Source organism: Dermacoccus barathri (genome assembly GCF_015070805.1).
Classification (GTDB): domain Bacteria; phylum Actinomycetota; class Actinomycetes; order Actinomycetales; family Dermatophilaceae; genus Dermacoccus; species Dermacoccus abyssi.
In genome coordinates, this window is sequence record NZ_JADCTK010000002.1 from 269190 (window position 1) to 287307 (window position 18118).

Sequence of the window (18118 nt, forward strand, 5' to 3'; positions counted from 1 at the left end):
GTGACGACGACCGACATTCTCAGGTCGGCCTCGTGGAGTGACGAGGCCGACCACGAGTGGCTGCACCAGCTCGTCGGCGACTGGCAGCTGCTCGCGGATCTGTCGTTCTCCGACCTCGTGCTGTGGGTCAGCACGGACGAGGGGTGGCGTGCCGCCGCTCACGTGCGGCCCACGACCGGTGTCAGCATCTTCGCCGAGGACCTCGTCGGCGTGGCGCCCTCTCAGGAGCTCGCCGCGCGGCTGACCCGCAGTTCTGTCTCCGGGCAACGGACGTCGGCCGATGAGGACGACGACGGGGAGCCTGTCACGGTCGAGACCATCCCGGTGCGACGGACGATCACCACGGTGGCCGTGCTCAGTCGACACATGATCCGTGGCAACGTCGGACGCCGCGGGCGGTTGGAGAGCCGCTACCTCGGGCTGTCGGACGCGCTGCTGACGATGGTCGCTGACGGAACCTTCCCCGACGGAGGGGGCGCCTCCAGCGGCCGTGGCGGTGCACCCCGAGTCGGTGACGGTGTCATCGCGCTCGACGAGGGCGGTCACATCACCTACGCGAGCCCGAACGCCGTCTCGGCGCTGCGGCGCCTCGGCATCGAGACGAACGCCCTCGGCCTTCGGCTCGGTACGGCGTTCGAGGAGCGAGGCGTGACGTCGGCGGAAGCCCCTGTGGAGGGCGGCGTCGTGCTCGCCGGTCGGGCGCCGTGGCACGCCGAGTTCCGCAAGGGGTCGGCTGCGCTCATGGTGCGCGCCGTGCCACTCATCGCCGAGGGGCGCCGTTTCGGGGCGGCGCTGCTGCTGCGCGACATCACCGAGCTGCGTCGTCGCGATCGCGAGCTCATCACGAAGGACGCGACGATCCGTGAGATTCACCATCGGGTGAAGAACAACCTTCAGACGGTGGCGGCCGTCCTGCGGCTACAGGCGCGGCGCCTGCCGGACATCGAGGCACAGCGGGCGCTCGCGGATGCCGGCCGTCGCGTCGCGGTCATTGCGGCGGTCCACGAGACGTTGAGCGCGGGATTCGGCGGAGCGGTCGACTTCGACGAGGTAGCCGAGCGAGGACTCACGACCGGTGTCGACGTGGCACGGTTGCCGGACGCTCCCGTCGAGGCGCGGCTCGTCGGTTCCTTCGGGGTGCTCTCGAGCGAGGACGCTACCTCGTTGGCCATGGTGCTCGGCGAGCTCGTACAGAACGCGGTGGAGCACGGCCTCGCGGAGCGCGGCGGACGGGTGACGGTGGAGGCGCGTCGTGACGGCGACGGCCTCGAGGTCAGCGTGGTGGACGACGGGTCCGGCCTCGTCGCCGGGGAAGGCGTGGCCGGGGGAGCGTCGGGTCTCGGTACTCAGATCGTGCGCACCTTCGTCCAGGACCTGCACGGAACGATCGAATGGGCTGCCGAACCGGGAGGCGGCACGAGGGCACGGTTCAGTGCACGGCTGCGTCCGCTCGATGCGTCATCGGTGGGAGGGGACGCGAAAACGGGCGGCCATCGTGATGATGGGCCGCCCGCTGAGCCGCGATGAGAACGATCAGCTGGCGCGGCGCGCGCGAGCGTTGCGACGCTTGAGAGCGCGTCGCTCATCCTCCGAAAGGCCGCCCCAGACACCGGCGTCCTGACCGGACTCCAGTGCCCACTTCAGGCACGTGTCGATGACTTCACAACGACGGCAGACGGCCTTGGCGTCTTCGATCTGCTGCAGGGCCGGGCCGGTGTTGCCGATCGGGAAGAAAAGCTCCGGGTCCTCGTCCAGGCACGCAGCGCGATTGCGCCAATCCATGTGGCATTGCTCCTTGAGTCTCCGCTGAAACCGGCGGGGTCGGTGCGAACGATGTCGGGGTGCCGACGGTCCGATGCGCTGTGCGATGCATCGATTCGATGATCGTTCGGGGCGCGGGTGGGCGTTCCCCTATAGGTTCACACCTGGCCCGGCGTACGCACAAGGGGTTTCGACGAAATTTTCTGTTCGATTGTGTGAGTTTCTGATCACATGTCGGCTCGCGGAGGGTGCCACGTACAGTTTACGGCGTGACGCGAAAACCCCGTAATGCCTCAGAACTGCCCGACCGGACGCCATCCCGCACGCCGGCGCGATCGAGTGGTGCAGCCTGGCTCGTCAGTGCCGCCGGCACCGGCCTTGCCGCGCTCGCGATGCTCGTCATGGCGGCGATGTCGGCGTACGGCGTGATCAACGGGGAGGCCAGTACCACGACCCGCGCCCTCACGGAGGCCGCTGTTCTGGTCGTCCTGGCGGCGGGCGTGGCGTTGCTCGCGATCAACCTGCTGCGTCACAAGAGCCTGGCGAAGACCCCGACGTTGCTGTGGAACGGCATGCTCGTGCCGGTCTCGTTCAGCCTCATCAGCGGGGGAGCCAAGCTGTTCGGCGTGGCGACGCTCGTTGTTGCTGTCGTCTCGTTCGTTGCGGCGCTCACGCTGCCGCGCTTCGACCCGGACGAGGACGACGAGGCGGACGCCGTTCTCTGACGCCCGGTCGGCCGTGCAGCGTGTCAGTCAGAGGCGCTGCTCGGTGATGACGACGAACTGATCGCGGAGGGGCTCGCGCTCGACGACTTGGTCGGCGTCTTGGCCGGCCCGCCGGCCTTCACCTTGTTGGCGAGCAGTTGAACGATCTTGGGCACAACCGTGTCGCGGTAAGCCTTGCGGGCGCTCGCGTGGTCGTCTCCGAGTGAGGAGAACCCGATGCCGGAGAACGAGATCTGGCCCGCGGCATCACCGTTGGTGAGCAGGACGTGTGTGGTCGTGCCATCGCTGAAGGAGTCGGCCACACCGTTCTTGCCAGGGCCGGCGAAGGTGTAGATACCGGGGTTCTTGGCGGCACGAGCCTGGTGAGCCTTCTTGTCCGCGTCCCAACCCTTCGTGACGTCGGCCTTCGTGCCGAAGCGATCGAACTCGATGACGATGCGGCTGCGGTTGTCGCTCTCCTCTCCCTTGACGGTGAGAGTGAGCGCGCCGTCCGAGAAGTCGGCCGACCGAAGACCCGGCACGATCGAGCGCAGTTCCTCGGGGGCCAGAAGGGTCGACTCCTTGGGGAGCGCGGACTTGTCGATCTTGCCCTTGCCGTCGAGGCGCAACGTGATGGCGCTCCCCTTGGGGGACTTCGGGGAGGACGAGGTACTGCTCGACGAGGACGAGCTGCTCGAGGTCGAGCTGGAGGATGTGCTCGAGGTACTGCTCGGCGTCGACGTGCCGGGCGTGCTCGTCTCGGCGGCGATGGCCGGCGCGGCGATGAGGGCGCCCGTGAGCGCGACGGCGGCGGTGATCTTGCGCGTACTCGTCATGGTGACAGGGTGTCACATTCACCCGGCTCGCCCGGGGACGCGAAGTGCAGGACGTGCGCGTGCGGAAGAACGAGTCCGCGTCCGGGCGGCATGGCTGCGGGCACCTGTGCCGGGCGGAGACCCGCGAGGGAGTACTCCGTTTGGTCGTTCTGACGCAGGACGATCTTCACCTCGAGGAGCGCCGCGAGCTTGGACGCGAGAACCAATCGCGCTCCCGTGATGACGAACACCCTGCGGAACTGGTGCGCGCGCTGCACGTGCCGCAACATCTCGTCCGCCGCGAGCCCGTGGTTGATGCGCATGAGGCTGTCGTTGAGGGCTTCCCAGCCGTCGACGACGATCGCGACGCGCTCTGCGACCGGGCTCGGCTCGTTGAGGGCGGTGAGCAGGCGCACGGCGTCGTCCGGATCGTCAGCGGCGAAGTGGTCGTCGACGGGGAAGCTCGGGACGTCGCCGACCCACCAGATGCGTTCGCCCGTCGACCGTCTGGCGCTCGCAATCGTCATGGCAGCGTGTGTGCGCCCGCTGCGAGGAGCCCCAGCGATGCCGATGTGTTCGGTGCCGGCTCCTGAGAGGACCGGTTGCGATTGGTCGTGCGGGAGGTCGACGACGGCGATCGGCACGCTGTTTCGCGGGCGCTCGCCTGCTTGGGGGCGCGCGAGCAGGAGGTCGGGCCAGCGCACTTCGCCCATGGCGAGGTGGGCAACCGGCCTGGTGTTGTCGCACAGGGGCGGGAGCACCGGGCGGCGCGGAGCAGGTAGGTGCGTGGCGGCACCCTTGGCTTCGGCGACGAACCTTTCCAGGTCGTTCGTCGTGGAATGGCCCGCCGGCCGGCATCCGGGGCACTCGGGCTCGGCAGCAAGGGGGCCCGGTGCGCGGAGATCGACCTCGTGAACGTGGAGTGGGGGTTCGTCGGTGTGGAGCATGCGTGGCGCGCCGGTGAAGGCCGTCTGCAGCTCGACAGGGGTCGACCCGCCATGGGCGAGGAACGCTCGCCCGGGATGCCGAGGCGAAATCGCTGCGGCGGCGGGGGAGTCGATGACGTCGATGCTGTCGGAGCGTTCGCGGACACGCAGTGCGACCCGTACGTCCAGGTTGGCGCGCATGTCTGCGGTGACGGCGCCACCGGGGCGCTGGGTGGCGAGGACGAGGTGCATGCCCAGCGACCGACCGACAGCCGCCAGCCGCACAAGGCCTGCAACGAATTCGGGCAGTTCCTCTGCGAGGACGCGGAACTCGTCGACGATGACGAAGAGACGCGGCAGCGCCGTGGCACTGTTCGGTGAGGTGGCTCGATATGCCGTGTAGGAGTTGTACCCGGCGGCAGCCAACGTGTGCTCGCGTCGTTTGATCTCGGCCTGGAGCGCGGACAGAGCCCGTTCCGCGAGTGAGTTGTCGAGGTCCGTCACGAGACCGACGACCTGGGGAGCGTCGATGAGCGGGCCGAAGGTGGCTCCGCCCTTGTAGTCGATGAGCAGTGCGGTGACGTCGCCAGGCCCGTTGAGTGTGAACAGGCCACGCAGGTAGGCGAGGAGGAACTCGGACTTGCCTGCACCCGTGGTGCCAGCCACGAGGGCGTGTGGCCCCGAACGGACGAGGTCGAGGTGGACGGGGCCGGTTGCCCCGAACCCGACCGGGACGGCGGTGGACGGTCCGGCCGCCCATGCCCGGGCGACGTCTGCAGGCAGGAGACTGTCGGCGGGCACCGTCGTCGGGATGGACGAACTCGTGCCTCGGCGTGAGGTGGTCGCCCACCGCCGCGCGAGCCTGGTCGTCGTGACGAACCACGAACTGATCGGCTCGTCGTAGGTGAATCGGTGCCCGGTCGGCAGCAAGGAGGCGTTGTGGCCGTGGCGGACCGTGACGACGAGATCGGTCGGCCCGCTTGAGCCGCGCCTCTCGCGTTGCATTCCGGGCGCCGACGGTCCGACCCAGACGAGAACCCCCGAGGCCACGGGGAGCCAGCGTCTCAACGCCTCGCGTGCGCCCTCGCTGCGCGCGTCGAGGACGAAAACCGGAAGCTCGTCGCCGGTGTGACCGGGTTGGGCGACCCGCTCTGCCAGGTCCTGTTCCGTGTCCTCGGGTAGGGCTGCTCCCACCTCGAGGCGAGCTGTGCCGCGGCACCAAGTCCACCGCGCACCCTCAGCCATGTCCGTGACGACGTGGAGGCCGCAGGCGCCGGGTACGCCTTCGACGAGAAGCCGGGCGACGACGTGTTCCATGCAGGCACCCACCGAGGCGGCGTCACAGTCGAGATGGAGCAGGTCGCCAGAAGTGAGGGCCACCGCAACGGGCGCGTCGTCGAGGGTGAGGTGACGTGTGACGCCGTCATGGGTGACGGAATGGATCGACGGAGACGCTCCGTGTCCGAGACGCATAACCAGGGGCCAACTGCGCTCACCCGCCGCGATGCCCGGCCGATGCCCCGCCGCGACGTCGGTGAGAACGTCCGGTGGCGGGAGTCGGGCAGTGCGATCGAGGCGCTCCCGGCTCAGGAGGTCGTCGATTCGTCGCCCGGTATCCGCCTTGGATCGCGCGTACTCACGAGCGGCCGCTCGCCCCCCGAGGCGACCTCGTCGTCGGTCGTCGAGATACGTGAGACCGATGGTCAGGGGCCCGATGAGCATGAACGCCAGCATGAGGGTGGAGTGCAGAACGACGGCCATGACGAGCGCTACCGGCACAGAAGCGAGTGCTGCCACCCACCGGAGCGGGCTGCGGGGCGGGGCCGTGGGACGTGAGGGCCACTCCAGCCGGGTGGGCGCCAGTTCGAGGCGGTTCGTCACTGGAGCGGGGACGCGCAGTGTGCCGTCCCCTCGGGCTTCCACCGCTAGGGGCTCGAGCGTGGTGTCGAGTCGGATGCGCGTTGCTCCGAGGCGTAGATGTTGACCGATCCGCCACACGCAGGGCTCACCCGGATCCAATGCCCGGGCATCGAGTGAGGTGCCGTTGGAGCTGCCTTCGTCGCAGACCTCGACCGAGCCGCGCCGCACGATGACGCGAGCGTGTGTTCGGGACACGAGCGGGTCGTCGGTGAGAAGCGGGTGGGCGCGGCCCAAGATGTGCTCACCCGAAGGAAGCGGGCACGAGCGTCCCTGACCCGGCCCGGCGGACACCACCAGTCGAAGCGGAGTGGGAACCGAGTTCGTGATGGTCGTGCGCTGCGGCTCGAGGAACGCGCCGTCGACGAGCGGAGCCTCGCCGAGGCGGAATTCGTCGTCGATGTCGATGTCGTCCACTCGAAGTCTCTTGCCGACGAGAGCCGGGCCGAGGTGTTCGCGCAGCGTCGTGAACTGTGTGCCCGCGGGGGCCTCGATGTCGAAGACGCGGGTGTGGGCTTGGTCGGGGTTCGCGAGCGCCAGACGCAGTTTCACCTTCATGGTGACCAGCGTGTGCCGAACCCTGGGGCCGGCAACAGAGCCAATTTCTTCCTGTGGATAACTCCGAGAAAGCGAATGGTAAGAATTTGGTAAGAATTTCGGCTAAACCCCCGCTCGGTTCCGCCGGAGCCTTTGATGGCCGCCAGGAACGAATCGACTCGACGAGCGAGTCGGCGGGAGGTGACCATCCATGGCTGTCGGTCTCATCGAGGACGAGGTCCGTGAGCAATTACGCTCGCGTGCCGTCGATCCGAGCACCGAACCGGAGAAGGTCCGCTCGATCATTGCGGAGATCGTGTCAGCCACCGAGCTCGCTCGCGCACGAGCCGGGCTCCCGGCGCTTCCGAGTGCGAAGGACGAGGCCAAGGCCGTGTTCGACGCGGTGGCGGGTTTCGGGCCTTTGCAGCCCTATCTCGACGACCCGTCCATCGAGGAGATCTGGCTCAACGAACCGGCCCGCGTGTTCGTGGCACGCTCGGGAATCCCCGAGCTGACGAACACGATTCTCACGCCCGAACAGGTGCGCACGCTGGTCGAACGAATGCTGCGCTCGTCCGGTCGTCGCTTGGACCTCAGCGCTCCGTTCGTCGACGCAGCTCTTCCGGACGGATCACGCCTGCACGTCGTCATCCCCGATGTCACCCGCGAGTTCTGGGCGGTGAACATTCGCAAGTTCGTCGCCACGAGTCATTCGCTCGACGATCTCGTGCGTCGCGGCTCGTTACCGTCGGGGCTCGCGAAGATCCTGAGCGCATGTGTCCGCGCGGGTCTCAACGTGCTCGTTTCGGGGCAGACCCAGGCCGGCAAGACCACCATGCTCAACTGCCTGGCGAGTGCCATTCCGCCGACCGAGCGGGTCATCACCTGCGAGGAGGTCTTCGAGGTCCAACTCGCGGCGCGTGACTGGGTGGCGATGCAGTGTCGCCAACCCAACCTCGAGGGCAACGGCGAGGTCACGCTGCGCATGCTCGTCAAGGAAGCACTGCGCATGCGCCCCTCGCGTGTCGTCGTGGGGGAGGTGAGGCAGGCCGAGTCGCTCGATCTGTTGTTGGCGCTCAACAGCGGTCTGCCGGGCCTCGCCACTCTGCACGCCAACTCTGCCCGTGAAGCCCTGACGAAGCTGTGCACACTTCCGCTGTTGGCGGGCCCCAATATTTCTTCGTCGTTCGTTGTCCCGACGGTCGCCAGCGCGGTGGACCTCGTCGTCCACCTCGGCCTCGATCGGCACGGGCGCCGCTCCACCCGCGAGGTGCTGCGCGTGACCGGCCGCGTCGAAGGAGACACCGTGGAGACGATCAGCCTTTACGAAGAGGGGCAGGACACCTACCCACGGCTGCTCGCGGCCTTTGACGGCGAACCCCGCTTCGCACGGGCGGGTATTGACCTGGCTGCACTGGCGCGGGAGCTGTCGTCATGACGGCGTTGTTGTGCGCCGCGGCGGTCGGCACGGGACTACTGCTCATGTGGAGTGCCTGGAGCGCGCCCCAGCCCGTGGCCCCGGTGGCGTCTCTACGCCGCTCACGTCAGTACGAGCGCGTGCGTGAGCAATTGACGCTCGCGGGATTTCGAGAGCAGGGGGTCCGAGCCGTCGTCGCGGCCTCGATGCTCAGTGCCCTCGTCGTGGGTGGCGTCGTTTTCGTCGCCACCGCAGTTCCGGCTCTGACGTTGCTCGGTGGCGCCGTAGGTCTCTACGCGCCGTGGATGTTCGTGCGTCACCGCGCCGTCGTCCACCTTCGGGCTCGGCGCGAAGCGTGGCCGGACGCTGTCGACCACGTCGCCTCCGCGGTACGCGCTGGCCTCTCCATTCCGGAAGCTCTGCGGCAACTCGCCCACCACGGTCCCGAGGTGTTGCGGGAGGACTTTGCCGCCTTCGCCCGGCACGATGCCGCGCACGGCCGCTTCGACGTGTCGCTCGACGTACTCAAGAGCTCCCTCGCGGATCCGGCCGCCGACCGGCTCATCGAGTCCTTGCGACTCGCCCGCAACGTCGGAGGATCCGACGTCGGACGTCTGCTTCGCACACTCAGCTCGTTCCTGCGCGAGGACGCCGCGACACGCACTGAGTTGGCCGCCAAACAGAGCTGGACGGTGAGTGCCGCTCGCCTGGCGCTCGCGGCGCCTTGGCTCGCTCTCGTCGTGGTCGGTTTCCGCAGTGGCGGACTCGACGCCTACCGCTCCAGCACGGGAGTGGCCGTTCTCGTGGTGGGCGGCATCGTCTCGTGGATTGCCTACCTCGCCATGCGCGCCATCGGTCGGCTGCCGACAGAGGAACGAGTCATGCGATGAGCACCTACGCAGCGTGGTGGCCGGCACTGTGCATCGGTGCCGGGCTACTGCTCGTCGGTACATGGCTCGTGCGCCCGCGAACGTCACTTCTCGAGCAGCGCCTCACCGGCATTCTCACCGGTGACCGAGGTCCAGGATCACGCCGTAACGCACGAGCTCTGCTCGACTCCGTAGCTTCGGGGCTCGGGAGGGTTCTCGGAGGCGCTGACCACGTGCGCTCCCGACTCGAGCGAGCCGGGCTCGCCCCGGACGTTCAGATGTTCCGCACGAGCCAAGCGGTATGGGGCATGACCGGCTTCGCCGCCGCATGCTTCGTGTTGCTGATGGGTGGGTCGTCTTCACAGTCCGGGCCGGTGGGCGCTACGGCTCTCATTCTGCTTGCGACGGGGCTCGGTGTCGTGCTTCGCGACCAGGTGTTGACGCAGCAGGCGACCCGTCGCGAGGCGCGCATGCTCACCGAGTTCCCGTCCGTGGCCGACATGCTGGCGCTCGCGGTAGCGGCAGGGCAGGGGCCCCTGGGCGCCCTCGAGCACGTGACCCGCCTGTGCAGCGGCCCGCTGTCGGACGAACTGCGTCGCGCTCTCGACGAGACGCGGGCAGGAACGCCACTGGCGCGGTCGCTCACGGGGGTCGCTCGGCGAACCAACGTCATGGCGGTCAACCGCTTCATCGAGGGCGTCATCGTCGCTCTCGAGAGGGGGACCCCGCTTGCCGACGTTCTTCGGGCCCAGGCTCAGGACGCCCGTGAAGCCGCCCGCGGGGAACTCATCGAATCAGCTGGGCGCAAGGAGGTCCTCATGATGGCGCCCGTCGTCTTCCTCGTCCTGCCGATCACCATCCTCTTCGCCGTCTATCCGGGCATCGCCGCCCTGGACCTCAACCTCTGACCCCACCCTGTCGGAACTCCTCACCGACACCCCACCGGAAGGAACACACCATGTCTCATCTCTCCTCAGCTCAGCGCCGAGTCCGTCGAGCCGTCGGCAACGTCATGACACGGCTGACCGGTCAACCGGAGCGCGGCGACGTGCCCGGTTGGGTGCTGGTCACCCTCATGACCGCGGGCCTCGTCACACTCCTGTGGCAGACGGCGGGGCCCCTGCTCAAGAACATGTTCACGGCCGCGATGAACAAGGTCTCCGGAGGATGAGTCGACGCCCGGAGCGTCGCGTCGCCGCGCTCTCCGGGGACGAAGGCTCGGCCGTGGCTGAGTACACGATGACGATGGCGCTCATCGTGGGCGTGTTCCTCGTCGTCTGCCAGTTCGCCTACGCCACCCACGTCCGTTCGACCCTCACCATGGCAGCCGCGGAGAGTGCCCGGTACGGCGCTCGCGTCGATGCCGGTCCCGGCGTGGCGCAGGAGCGCGCCAGCGACCTCGTGTCCGACTCCCTCAGTCCGCGTTACGCAGGATCGATCTCAGCGCATCGCAGCAGTGCGGAGGGGCTCGACGTCATTCAGGTGGACATCGACGCGCCCGTTCCCGTGCTCGGGCCGTTCGGTGTCGGGCTCACGCTGCACACCAGCGGGCGCGCGATCGTCGAGGAGCGTTCCTCGTGAGTGCCGAAAGGGCCGTCGGTCACGACGTCGTCGACCGCCACAGTGAAGAAGGTTCTGCTCTCATCGAAACCATCGTGGTCATCGCAGTCTTGCTCCTGCCGCTCGTGTGGGTCGCCACCGCGCTCCTGCGTGTGGAAGCAGCCTCGTACGCGGCACGGCAGGCCGCTCGCGAAGCGGCGCGCACCTACGTCACGTCATCCTCCAGCGCGGCAGGCGCTGCCCGCGCGAACACAGCAGCTCGAATCGCGTACGCCGACCAAGACGTGCCGGTCGGATCGACGGCCGTGACATGCACCGCCAGCCCGTGCCTGACGCCGGGCGCCTCGGTGCGGGCTTCCTCGCGAGCGACGGTGACGTTGCCGTTCGTGCCGAAATGGCTCGCCGGGGCCGCGAACCTTCAGGTCACGGTGTCGTCGTCCCACGAACAGAAGGTCGAACAGTACGGAGGCCAGCGGTGACCCGTTTCCGCGCGCCATGGATGTGCTTGCGAGCGTTGTTGAGTCGCCGCGCCAAGGCTGCTGTGGCCGACGAGACCGGAGGTATCGGCTTGCTCGGTCTCGGTCTCAGCGTGTGCGTGTGCATGCTGCTCGTCGGGGGAGTGAGCGTGGCATCGGCGCAGATGGCTCGCCTCGACGTGCTCGATGCAGCCGACCACGCAAGCGCAGCGGCCGCTGACCGCATCTCCCTGGCCGGCGCCTATACCGAGGGAGTCGACAACGCCACGCTCGATGCCGACGGGGCCTCGGCGGAGGCGGCACGCATCGTCGCTTCCACACCCTTGCCCAAGCACATCACGTCGTGGCGCGTCAGCGGCGTCGAGGTCGTCGGCGAGCAGGTCACTGTTCGAGTACGCGCCGTCGTGCGTCCGCCGGTCGTCGGATCGGCCATGGCGGCTCTCGGTGAACCCATGACCGTGGACGTCGTCTCACGTGCTGACGCCCATCTGGAGCGGTGAACAATCGGTTGGTTGGGGAGTCGGGCGTCATAACGGATACCCTGGAAGGCGTGGCTGTCGACTTTCCTACCGAAATCAAGAACCTGCGCTCGACGATGGCGTCCGTGCGCGAGGTGCTAGACCTTGAGAAGCTGAAGAAGCAGATCGCCGACCTCGAGGAGCAGTCTGCCGCCCCCGACCTGTGGGACGACGTCGAATCGGCCCAGAAGATCACCTCCGCCCTGTCTCGCGCGAACGCCGAGAAGGACCGCGTCGAGAACATGGACGCCGCGATCGACGACCTCGAGACCCTCGTCGAGATGGGTACCGAGGAGAACGACGATGACACGATGGCCGAAGCCGAGCGCGAGCTCACGAAGCTGACGAAGGCCGTCGGCGAACTCGAGGTTCGCACCCTGCTCAACGGTGAGTTCGACGAGCGCGAAGCCGTCGTCACCATCCGCGCCGGCGCCGGTGGCGTCGACGCCGCCGACTTCGCCGAGATGCTCATGCGCATGTACCTGCGCTGGGCCGAGCGTCACGGCTACCCGACGAAGGTCATGGACACGTCCTACGCCGAAGAGGCCGGTCTCAAGTCGGCCACGTTCGAAGTGAACGTGCCCTACGCCTTCGGCAACCTCTCCGTCGAGGCCGGCACCCACCGCCTCGTGCGCATCTCGCCGTTCGACAACCAGGGCCGCCGCCAGACGTCGTTCGCCGCCGTCGAGGTCGTGCCGCTCATCGAGACCACCGACACGATCGAGATCCCGGAGAACGAGCTCAAGGTCGACGTCTTCCGCTCGTCGGGCCCCGGCGGTCAGAGCGTCAACACGACCGACTCGGCCGTGCGCATGACTCACATCCCCACCGGCACGGTCGTCTCGATGCAGAACGAGAAGAGCCAGATCCAGAACCGTGCGGCCGCACTGCGCGTCATGCAGTCGCGCCTGCTGCTCATCAAGAAGCAGGAGGAAGCCGCGCAGAAGAAGGAACTGGCCGGTGATGTCAAGGCCAGCTGGGGCGACCAGATGCGCTCCTACGTCCTGCACCCCTACCAGATGGTCAAGGACTTGCGCACCGAGCACGAGGTCGGCAACACCAGCGGCGTCTTCGACGGCGACATCGACGGCTTCGTCGAAGCAGGCATCCGCTGGAAGCGTGCTGCGGATCGCGACGACGACTGACCTCACCGACGGGACCGAGAGCACTCCACACCACGATGATCCGATTCGACGACGTCTCCCTGACGTACGACAAGAACCACGCCCCGGCGCTGGAGCACGTCAGCTTCAACATCGCGCGCGGTGAGTTCGTCTTCCTCGTCGGCGCGTCCGGTTCCGGCAAGAGTTCGCTCATGCGCCTCATGACGCACGAGGTCGCGCCCACCGACGGCGAGATCCACGTCGCCGGGCGCGAACTGCGCAACATGCCGCGACGCAAGGTCCCGAGCCTGCGACGCGACATCGGTGTCGTCTTCCAGGATTTCCGTCTCCTCGAGAACAAGACGGTCGAGGAGAACGTGGCCTTCGTCCTCGAGATCCTCGGACGTCGACGCGGCGCCATCCGCCGGGCCGTGCCCGAGTCGCTCGAACTCGTCGGGCTGGCGGAGAAGGCCAAGCGCTTCCCGCACGAGCTCTCCGGCGGTGAGCAGCAGCGCGTGGCGATCGCCCGCGCCGTCGTCAAGCAGCCCGCCATCCTGCTCGCCGACGAGCCCACCGGAAACCTCGACCCCGCGAACTCGGACGACGTCGTCGGAGTGCTCGATCGCATCAACCGCACGTCGACCACGCTCGTCATGGCCACGCACGACAACAGCCTCGTCGACCGCCTGCAGCGTCGCGTGCTCGAGATGAAGGACGGCCGCCTCGTGCGCGACTCCACCGGTGGTTACCGAGCCGAAGCCCTCGAACCGGACCTGGGTGAACTCGGTACGCGCAGCGCCTACCGCGCGGCGCACGGATCCCATCGTCTGGAGGAGACGCCGTGAGACTTCGTTTCCTCACCTCCGAGGTGTGGCAGGGCGTTCGACGCAATACCTCGATGATCGCGTCCGTCGTGCTCGTCTCGATGGTCTCGCTGTTCTTCGTCGGTTCCGGCCTGCTCGCCCAGCGTCAGGTGGACCAGGCCAAGGGCGACTGGTACGAGAAGGTCCACGCCTTCGTCTTCCTGTGTACCGACTCGGACACGAACGTCGCGTCGTGTGCCGGGGGAGAGGCGAGTACAGCCCAGACCGAGGCGGTCAAGAGCAACCTCGACAACCTGCGCCCACTCGTGACGAAGGTCGACTACAAGACGAGCGAACAAGCCGTCGCGATGTTCCGCGAGCAGTACAAGGACTCGCCGTACGTCAGCAGCGTCGACGCGAAGTCGATGCCGGCGTTCTACGAGGTTCGCCTGTCGGATCCGCAGCGCTTCGACGAGATCGCGAGTGGATTCCAGGGCATGCCCGGCGTCGCGCACGTGAGCAACCTGCATCAGGTGCTCGCGCCGTTCTTCTCCTTCCTCAACATGCTCGGTGTGGGTTCGGCCATCATCGCCGGTCTCATGGTGGTCTGTTCCATCCTGCTCATGGTCACGACCATCCGGCAGGTCGCGTTCACCCGCCGCCGCCAGGTCGGCATCATGCGACTCGTCGGTGCCTCGAGCGCCACCATCTATCTGCCGTTCGTCGCGGAGGTCCTCATCGCCTCCCTCGCCGGTGCGGTGCTCGCGTCCGGCCTGTTGTGGGCGATGGTGCACTTCGGCGTGAGTGGGCTCGCGAGTTCGGGCGGCGGCTTCGTCAATCTCATCGGTGACAGCGACGTCCTCGTCGTCGTTCCCTGGCTCTTCCTGGGAGCCTTCGTCCTCGCTGTCTCGACGTCATGGGTGACGCTGCGTCGTTATCTCAAGGTCTGATGAACGTGGGTGCACTCTCCTCGCGACGCTCTCGCGCGGCTGCCTCGATGGCCGTCGTCGCGGCCCTGACGCTGGGCGCCGGCTCGGCGGCATTCGGCGACGATGTCGACGACAAGATCAAGGCGAGCAAGTCCGAGATCGACGACCTGTCGAAGGAACTGACGGCCGCGGATGCGAAGCTCAAGAAGACCGACGCCGCGGTCGCCGCCGCTCACAAGAAGGTCACGACGGCACGGTCCAAACTGACGAGCGCGCAGCAGAAGCAGACCGACGCCAAATCCGATTACGACCTTGCTAAGGCCGACGAGGACGCGTCACGCAAGGCGCTCGCCCGCAACCGCACCGATCAGGCGGCCGCTCGGACGCAGGTCGGTGGTCTCGCGCGCAACGCCTTCGAGTCCGGTGGCTTGGGTGACCTCACCTTCACCGTCCAGGTGCTCACCTCGAAGACCGACGTCACGGGCTCCATGGCGCTCGCCGACATCGTCATGCGACGCCAGCAGGGCGTCATCACGAACCTCAAGAGTTCCGCGGCCGCCGGGCAGAGCGAAGCCGCGCGTCTTGCCGAGGTCCGCCGCAAGGCGAGCCTGGCGAAGACGAAGCAGGACGCCGCCGTGGCTGCCGCGTCCGCGGCCAAGAAGCAGGCCGACACCGCCGAATCTGACCTCAAGACGGTCCAGGCGACGCAACAGAGCGACCGAGCGTCACTGGCCAAGGAGAAGAAGAAGGAAGAGGCGAAGCTCGCGGCCCTCGAGGCGGAGAGCAACCGACTCAAGAACATCACCTCGACGAGCGACAACCTCGACCCGAGCGTCACGAAGCTGACGAACGAAGGCGGCTTCCTCGCCGCACCCGGACCGGCGTCCTCGATCGTGTCGCCGTACGGCTATCGGTTCCACCCGGTGCTGCGGATCCAGAAGCTGCACGAGGGCGACGACTACCCCTTCGCCTGTGGCACCCCCGTGTACGCGTCGGGTGACGGCACCGTCATCGAAGCGAACTACAACGGGATCTCGGGCAACCACGTCTACATCAGCCACGGAACCGTCAACGGCGTACAGCTCACCACGGCGTACATGCACTTCACGAGCCTTCGCGTCAGTGCCGGGCAGAAGGTCAAGAAGGGCCAGCAGATCGGTGTCTCCGGCATGACCGGGCGCGTCACCGGATGCCACCTCCACTTCGAGACCCGAGAAAATGGTGTCGCAGTCAGCCCGCGCAAGTGGGTAGGGTGAAGCGCTGACGGGCGCAGTACGGGACGAACACGAGACGAGGAGGTGAGCCGCATGCCCAAGGAGAAGGGCACGAAGGTCATCGCGAACAACAAGAAGGCGCGCCACGACTTCCACATCGAGGACACGGTCGAGGCTGGCCTCTCCCTCATGGGCACCGAGGTGAAGAGCCTGCGCATGGGTCGGGCCTCGCTCGTCGACGGCTACGTCCTCGAACGTGACGGTGAGATGTGGCTCGAGAACGTCCACATCCCCGAGTACATGCAGGGCACGTGGACCAACCACTCGGCGCGTCGGCGGCGCAAGCTGCTCCTGCACAAGGCCGAGATCATCAAGTTGGCGGACAAGGCGCAGTCGAAGGGCTACACGATCGTGCCCTTGTCGCTGTACTTCAAGGACGGGCGCGCCAAGGTCGAGATCGCACTGGCCAAGGGCAAGCAGCTGCACGACAAGCGTCAGACACTGCGTGAGCGTCAGGACAACCTCGAGGCCCAGCGCGAGATGCAGATCCGCCTCAAGCGCGGCGGGTGACCCGTTCGCCCCTTCGCTCATGCCCCTTCCTCGCTCATGGCAAGGTAGGGGCATGAGCCGTTTCTCGGGGATGTTGACGACGTTGGCCGCCGCCTCGACGCTGGTCGGGGTGAGCGTCCTGCCGGGGGCGCAGGCGGCAGTGGCCGCCGGCAACGAGAACATGCGCATCAGCGCGTACGACATCGACTACGACCTCAAGCGTGACGGCGCCGTCGACGTCACGGAGAACATCACGGTCCGCTTCGACGACAACTCCCACCACGGGCTCGACCGGTTCATCATCACGGCGCAGGGCTACAACGACGAGAAGCACCGTGTGTACCCGCTGACGAACGTCAAGGTCACCTCCAGCACGGGTGCGCCCTCGGACGTCGAGAAGTCGGCCGACGGGGGGGCGACGCGACTGCGCATCGGCGACGCCGACCGCACTGTCAGCGGGGTGCAGAAGTACACGATCACCTACCGCCTCGGCGGCGTCGTCAACAAGCAGCCGAACGGCTCCACCGAGTTCTACATCAACGCCATCGGCCAGCAATGGGGCATTCCGATCGACAAGGCGAACGTCACCCTCAAGGGCCCCGCCGCCGTGAACGACGCGAAGTGCTTCTACGGCGCGAAGGGCTCCAAGCAGACGTGCCAGGCCACGAGCGGCGAGCAGGCCACCTTCTCGGCGCGCTCCGTGGGCAACGGCGAGGGCATGTCCATCGTGTCCGCCATGCCGACGAGCGCCTTCACGAACACCGCGCCGATTCTCGAGGACGGCTCTGCGGTGGAGGCCTACGGTTCGGGTGGTCCGTTCTCCCAGAGCACGCGCAAGAACCTCAACCTCGTCGGCGGCGCAGGCACCGTGGGCGTGGCGGGCCTTGCCGGCGCCTGGATGCTCGCACGGCGGCGCAAGACCGGCGATCAGCGCTTCGGTGGGGTGACGCCCGGTGAACTGCCCGCCGACGGACAGCGCTACGACGTCGTGCGTGGCCCGGAGCCGGAGGTCGCCGTCCGTTTCGACCCGCCGCGGGACACGACGCCCGGGCTCATGGGCACCATCATCGACCGCAGCGCGGACAACCGTGACGTCGCCGGCACGATCGTGGATCTGTCCGTGCGTGGCTACCTCACGATGACCGATCTCGGCGACAAGGACTGGCTTCTCACCGCCCAGAACCCGCCCGGCGGTGATTCGCTCCTGCCGTACGAGGCCACGTTGCTCAACGCCGTCTTCGCCGGCGGCACGGAGGTGAAGCTCTCGGATCTGCGCAACGAGTTCTCTGGCCACCTCGCCGAGGCCAAGGAGGGGATGTACCGCGAGACGCTCGAACGCGGGTGGTTCGACGAGTCGCCGGCCACCTCACGCGCGAAGGCGATGGGACTTGTCGTCGGTTTCTTCGCACTAGCACTCGTCTCGTTCTTCGTGGCCAGTGCGCTCAACCTCAACGGTTTTCTCTTCGGTGCGGGCTTCGCCGCTGCGGGCGTTTTCGCGCTGTTCCTCTCGCGCAGTGCGGGTGCGCGAACTCCCGTGGGTTCTGCCGTCTACGACCAGTCACGCGGGTTCGAGCTGTACCTCAAGACCGCCGAGGCGAAGCAGTTCAAGTTCGAGGAAGCCGAGCAGATCTTCAGCCGCTACATGCCGTACGCCGTCGTGCTCGGGCTCGCGGAGCGCTGGGCCAAGGTCTTCGGTGAAGTGGCCGAGGCCGCTGCAGCTCAGGGCTATCCGTTGGCGATGCCGTACTGGTACATCCCGTACGGCGGCTACGGGGGTTTCAGCGGTTTCGACGATCTCGGTTCGGGCCTCGACGCCTTCGGCGAGGCCGCCTCGGCGGCTCTCAGTTCGACGCCCGGCTCCAGTGGGGGCAGCGGCTTCTCCGGCGGCGGAGGCTTCTCCGGCGGTGGTGTGAGCGGCGGCGGTGGCGGCGGCTGGTGACGTAGCCGACCGACCCGCCCCAGGCATGACGAAGGGGTGACCATCGAATCCGATGGTCACCCCTTCGTCATGCACTGTTCG

General features: G+C 67.5%; 18 protein-coding genes. 15 read left to right on the top strand and 3 right to left on the bottom strand.

Going from position 1 to position 18118, the window contains the following annotated elements; all coding sequences use genetic code 11:
* A complete protein-coding gene (locus tag IM689_RS04295) occupies positions 1-1527 on the top strand; it encodes a sensor histidine kinase (protein ID WP_193643047.1) in 1527 nt (508 codons plus the stop codon).
* A 6-nt stretch (positions 1528-1533) separates the two neighbouring features.
* Here IM689_RS04295 and IM689_RS04300 read toward each other — a convergent pair whose 3' ends face one another.
* Positions 1534-1782, bottom strand: coding sequence for a WhiB family transcriptional regulator (locus IM689_RS04300; protein ID WP_006943843.1), 249 nt, complete (start codon positions 1780-1782; stop codon positions 1534-1536).
* A 248-nt stretch (positions 1783-2030) separates the two neighbouring features.
* Here IM689_RS04300 and IM689_RS04305 point away from each other — a divergent pair, with 248 nt between their 5' ends.
* On the top strand, positions 2031-2486 hold the full coding sequence (locus IM689_RS04305) for a hypothetical protein (protein WP_193643048.1): 456 nt from the start codon (positions 2031-2033) through the stop codon (positions 2484-2486).
* 23 nt (positions 2487-2509) lie between these two features.
* Here IM689_RS04305 and IM689_RS04310 read toward each other — a convergent pair whose 3' ends face one another.
* On the bottom strand, positions 2510-3301 hold the full coding sequence (locus tag IM689_RS04310; protein ID WP_193643049.1) for a hypothetical protein: 792 nt from the start codon (positions 3299-3301) through the stop codon (positions 2510-2512).
* The gene (locus tag IM689_RS04315; protein WP_193643050.1) at positions 3298-6681 is read right to left on the bottom strand and encodes an FtsK/SpoIIIE domain-containing protein; all 3384 of its coding nucleotides are present in this window, start codon (positions 6679-6681) and stop codon (positions 3298-3300) included. Before IM689_RS04315 ends, IM689_RS04310 begins: the two co-directional genes overlap by 4 nt.
* A gap of 190 nt (positions 6682-6871) precedes the next feature.
* Here IM689_RS04315 and IM689_RS04320 point away from each other — a divergent pair, with 190 nt between their 5' ends.
* Genes IM689_RS04320 through IM689_RS04380 form a run of 13 tightly spaced genes read left to right on the top strand, consistent with a single transcriptional unit; the run spans position 6872 to position 18037 of the window.
* Positions 6872-8098: a CpaF family protein gene (locus IM689_RS04320; protein WP_193643051.1), complete on the top strand. Its 1227-nt coding sequence runs from the start codon at positions 6872-6874 to the stop codon at positions 8096-8098.
* Positions 8095-8967, top strand: coding sequence for a type II secretion system F family protein (locus IM689_RS04325; RefSeq protein WP_193643052.1), 873 nt, complete (start codon positions 8095-8097; stop codon positions 8965-8967). The genes IM689_RS04320 and IM689_RS04325 overlap by 4 nt, the downstream gene beginning before the upstream one ends.
* Entirely contained in the window at positions 8964-9854 is an 891-nt protein-coding gene (locus tag IM689_RS04330; protein ID WP_193643053.1) for a type II secretion system F family protein, read from the top strand. The genes IM689_RS04325 and IM689_RS04330 overlap by 4 nt, the downstream gene beginning before the upstream one ends.
* Before the next feature lie 50 nt (positions 9855-9904).
* Complete coding sequence (locus tag IM689_RS04335; RefSeq protein ID WP_193643054.1) at positions 9905-10117, top strand: hypothetical protein; 213 nt, start codon at positions 9905-9907, stop codon at positions 10115-10117.
* Positions 10114-10527 carry a TadE family protein gene (locus IM689_RS04340; RefSeq protein WP_047311927.1) on the top strand — a complete coding sequence of 138 codons (414 nt, stop codon included), beginning with the start codon at positions 10114-10116 and terminating at the stop codon, positions 10525-10527. Before IM689_RS04335 ends, IM689_RS04340 begins: the two co-directional genes overlap by 4 nt.
* On the top strand, positions 10524-10985 hold the full coding sequence (locus tag IM689_RS04345; RefSeq protein ID WP_047311928.1) for a hypothetical protein: 462 nt from the start codon (positions 10524-10526) through the stop codon (positions 10983-10985). Before IM689_RS04340 ends, IM689_RS04345 begins: the two co-directional genes overlap by 4 nt.
* Positions 10982-11482 (top strand): hypothetical protein, encoded by a 501-nt coding sequence (locus IM689_RS04350; RefSeq protein ID WP_193643055.1) that lies wholly within the window; start codon positions 10982-10984, stop codon positions 11480-11482. Before IM689_RS04345 ends, IM689_RS04350 begins: the two co-directional genes overlap by 4 nt.
* A 50-nt stretch (positions 11483-11532) precedes the next feature.
* A complete protein-coding gene (gene prfB / locus IM689_RS04355; RefSeq protein WP_193643056.1) occupies positions 11533-12645 on the top strand; it encodes a peptide chain release factor 2 in 1113 nt (370 codons plus the stop codon).
* Between the two features lie 35 nt (positions 12646-12680).
* The gene (ftsE, locus tag IM689_RS04360; RefSeq protein ID WP_193643057.1) at positions 12681-13448 is read left to right on the top strand and encodes a cell division ATP-binding protein FtsE; all 768 of its coding nucleotides are present in this window, start codon (positions 12681-12683) and stop codon (positions 13446-13448) included.
* On the top strand, positions 13445-14356 hold the full coding sequence (ftsX, locus tag IM689_RS04365; RefSeq protein ID WP_047311932.1) for a permease-like cell division protein FtsX: 912 nt from the start codon (positions 13445-13447) through the stop codon (positions 14354-14356). The genes ftsE and ftsX overlap by 4 nt, the downstream gene beginning before the upstream one ends.
* A 5-nt stretch (positions 14357-14361) precedes the next feature.
* Positions 14362-15591 (top strand): peptidoglycan DD-metalloendopeptidase family protein, encoded by a 1230-nt coding sequence (locus tag IM689_RS14995; protein ID WP_193643058.1) that lies wholly within the window; start codon positions 14362-14364, stop codon positions 15589-15591.
* Positions 15592-15642: 51 nt separating this feature from the next.
* Positions 15643-16119, top strand: coding sequence for an SsrA-binding protein SmpB (gene smpB / locus IM689_RS04375; protein ID WP_047311934.1), 477 nt, complete (start codon positions 15643-15645; stop codon positions 16117-16119).
* A gap of 52 nt (positions 16120-16171) precedes the next feature.
* Positions 16172-18037: a DUF2207 domain-containing protein gene (locus tag IM689_RS04380; protein ID WP_193643059.1), complete on the top strand. Its 1866-nt coding sequence runs from the start codon at positions 16172-16174 to the stop codon at positions 18035-18037.
* Positions 18038-18118: the final 81 nt, after the last annotated feature.

Coding starts and splice junctions, on each gene's coding strand:
- IM689_RS04300 (WP_006943843.1), bottom strand. CDS start 1,782: ATGGATTGGCGCAATCGCGCTGCGTGCCTGGACGAGGACCCGGAGCTT.
- IM689_RS04310 (WP_193643049.1), bottom strand. CDS start 3,301: ATGACGAGTACGCGCAAGATCACCGCCGCCGTCGCGCTCACGGGCGCC.
- IM689_RS04315 (WP_193643050.1), bottom strand. CDS start 6,681: ATGAAGGTGAAACTGCGTCTGGCGCTCGCGAACCCCGACCAAGCCCAC.
- IM689_RS04320 (WP_193643051.1), top strand. CDS start 6,872: ATGGCTGTCGGTCTCATCGAGGACGAGGTCCGTGAGCAATTACGCTCG.
- IM689_RS04325 (WP_193643052.1), top strand. CDS start 8,095: ATGACGGCGTTGTTGTGCGCCGCGGCGGTCGGCACGGGACTACTGCTC.
- IM689_RS04330 (WP_193643053.1), top strand. CDS start 8,964: ATGAGCACCTACGCAGCGTGGTGGCCGGCACTGTGCATCGGTGCCGGG.
- IM689_RS04335 (WP_193643054.1), top strand. CDS start 9,905: ATGTCTCATCTCTCCTCAGCTCAGCGCCGAGTCCGTCGAGCCGTCGGC.
- IM689_RS04340 (WP_047311927.1), top strand. CDS start 10,114: ATGAGTCGACGCCCGGAGCGTCGCGTCGCCGCGCTCTCCGGGGACGAA.
- ftsE (WP_193643057.1), top strand. CDS start 12,681: ATGATCCGATTCGACGACGTCTCCCTGACGTACGACAAGAACCACGCC.
- smpB (WP_047311934.1), top strand. CDS start 15,643: ATGCCCAAGGAGAAGGGCACGAAGGTCATCGCGAACAACAAGAAGGCG.
- IM689_RS04380 (WP_193643059.1), top strand. CDS start 16,172: ATGAGCCGTTTCTCGGGGATGTTGACGACGTTGGCCGCCGCCTCGACG.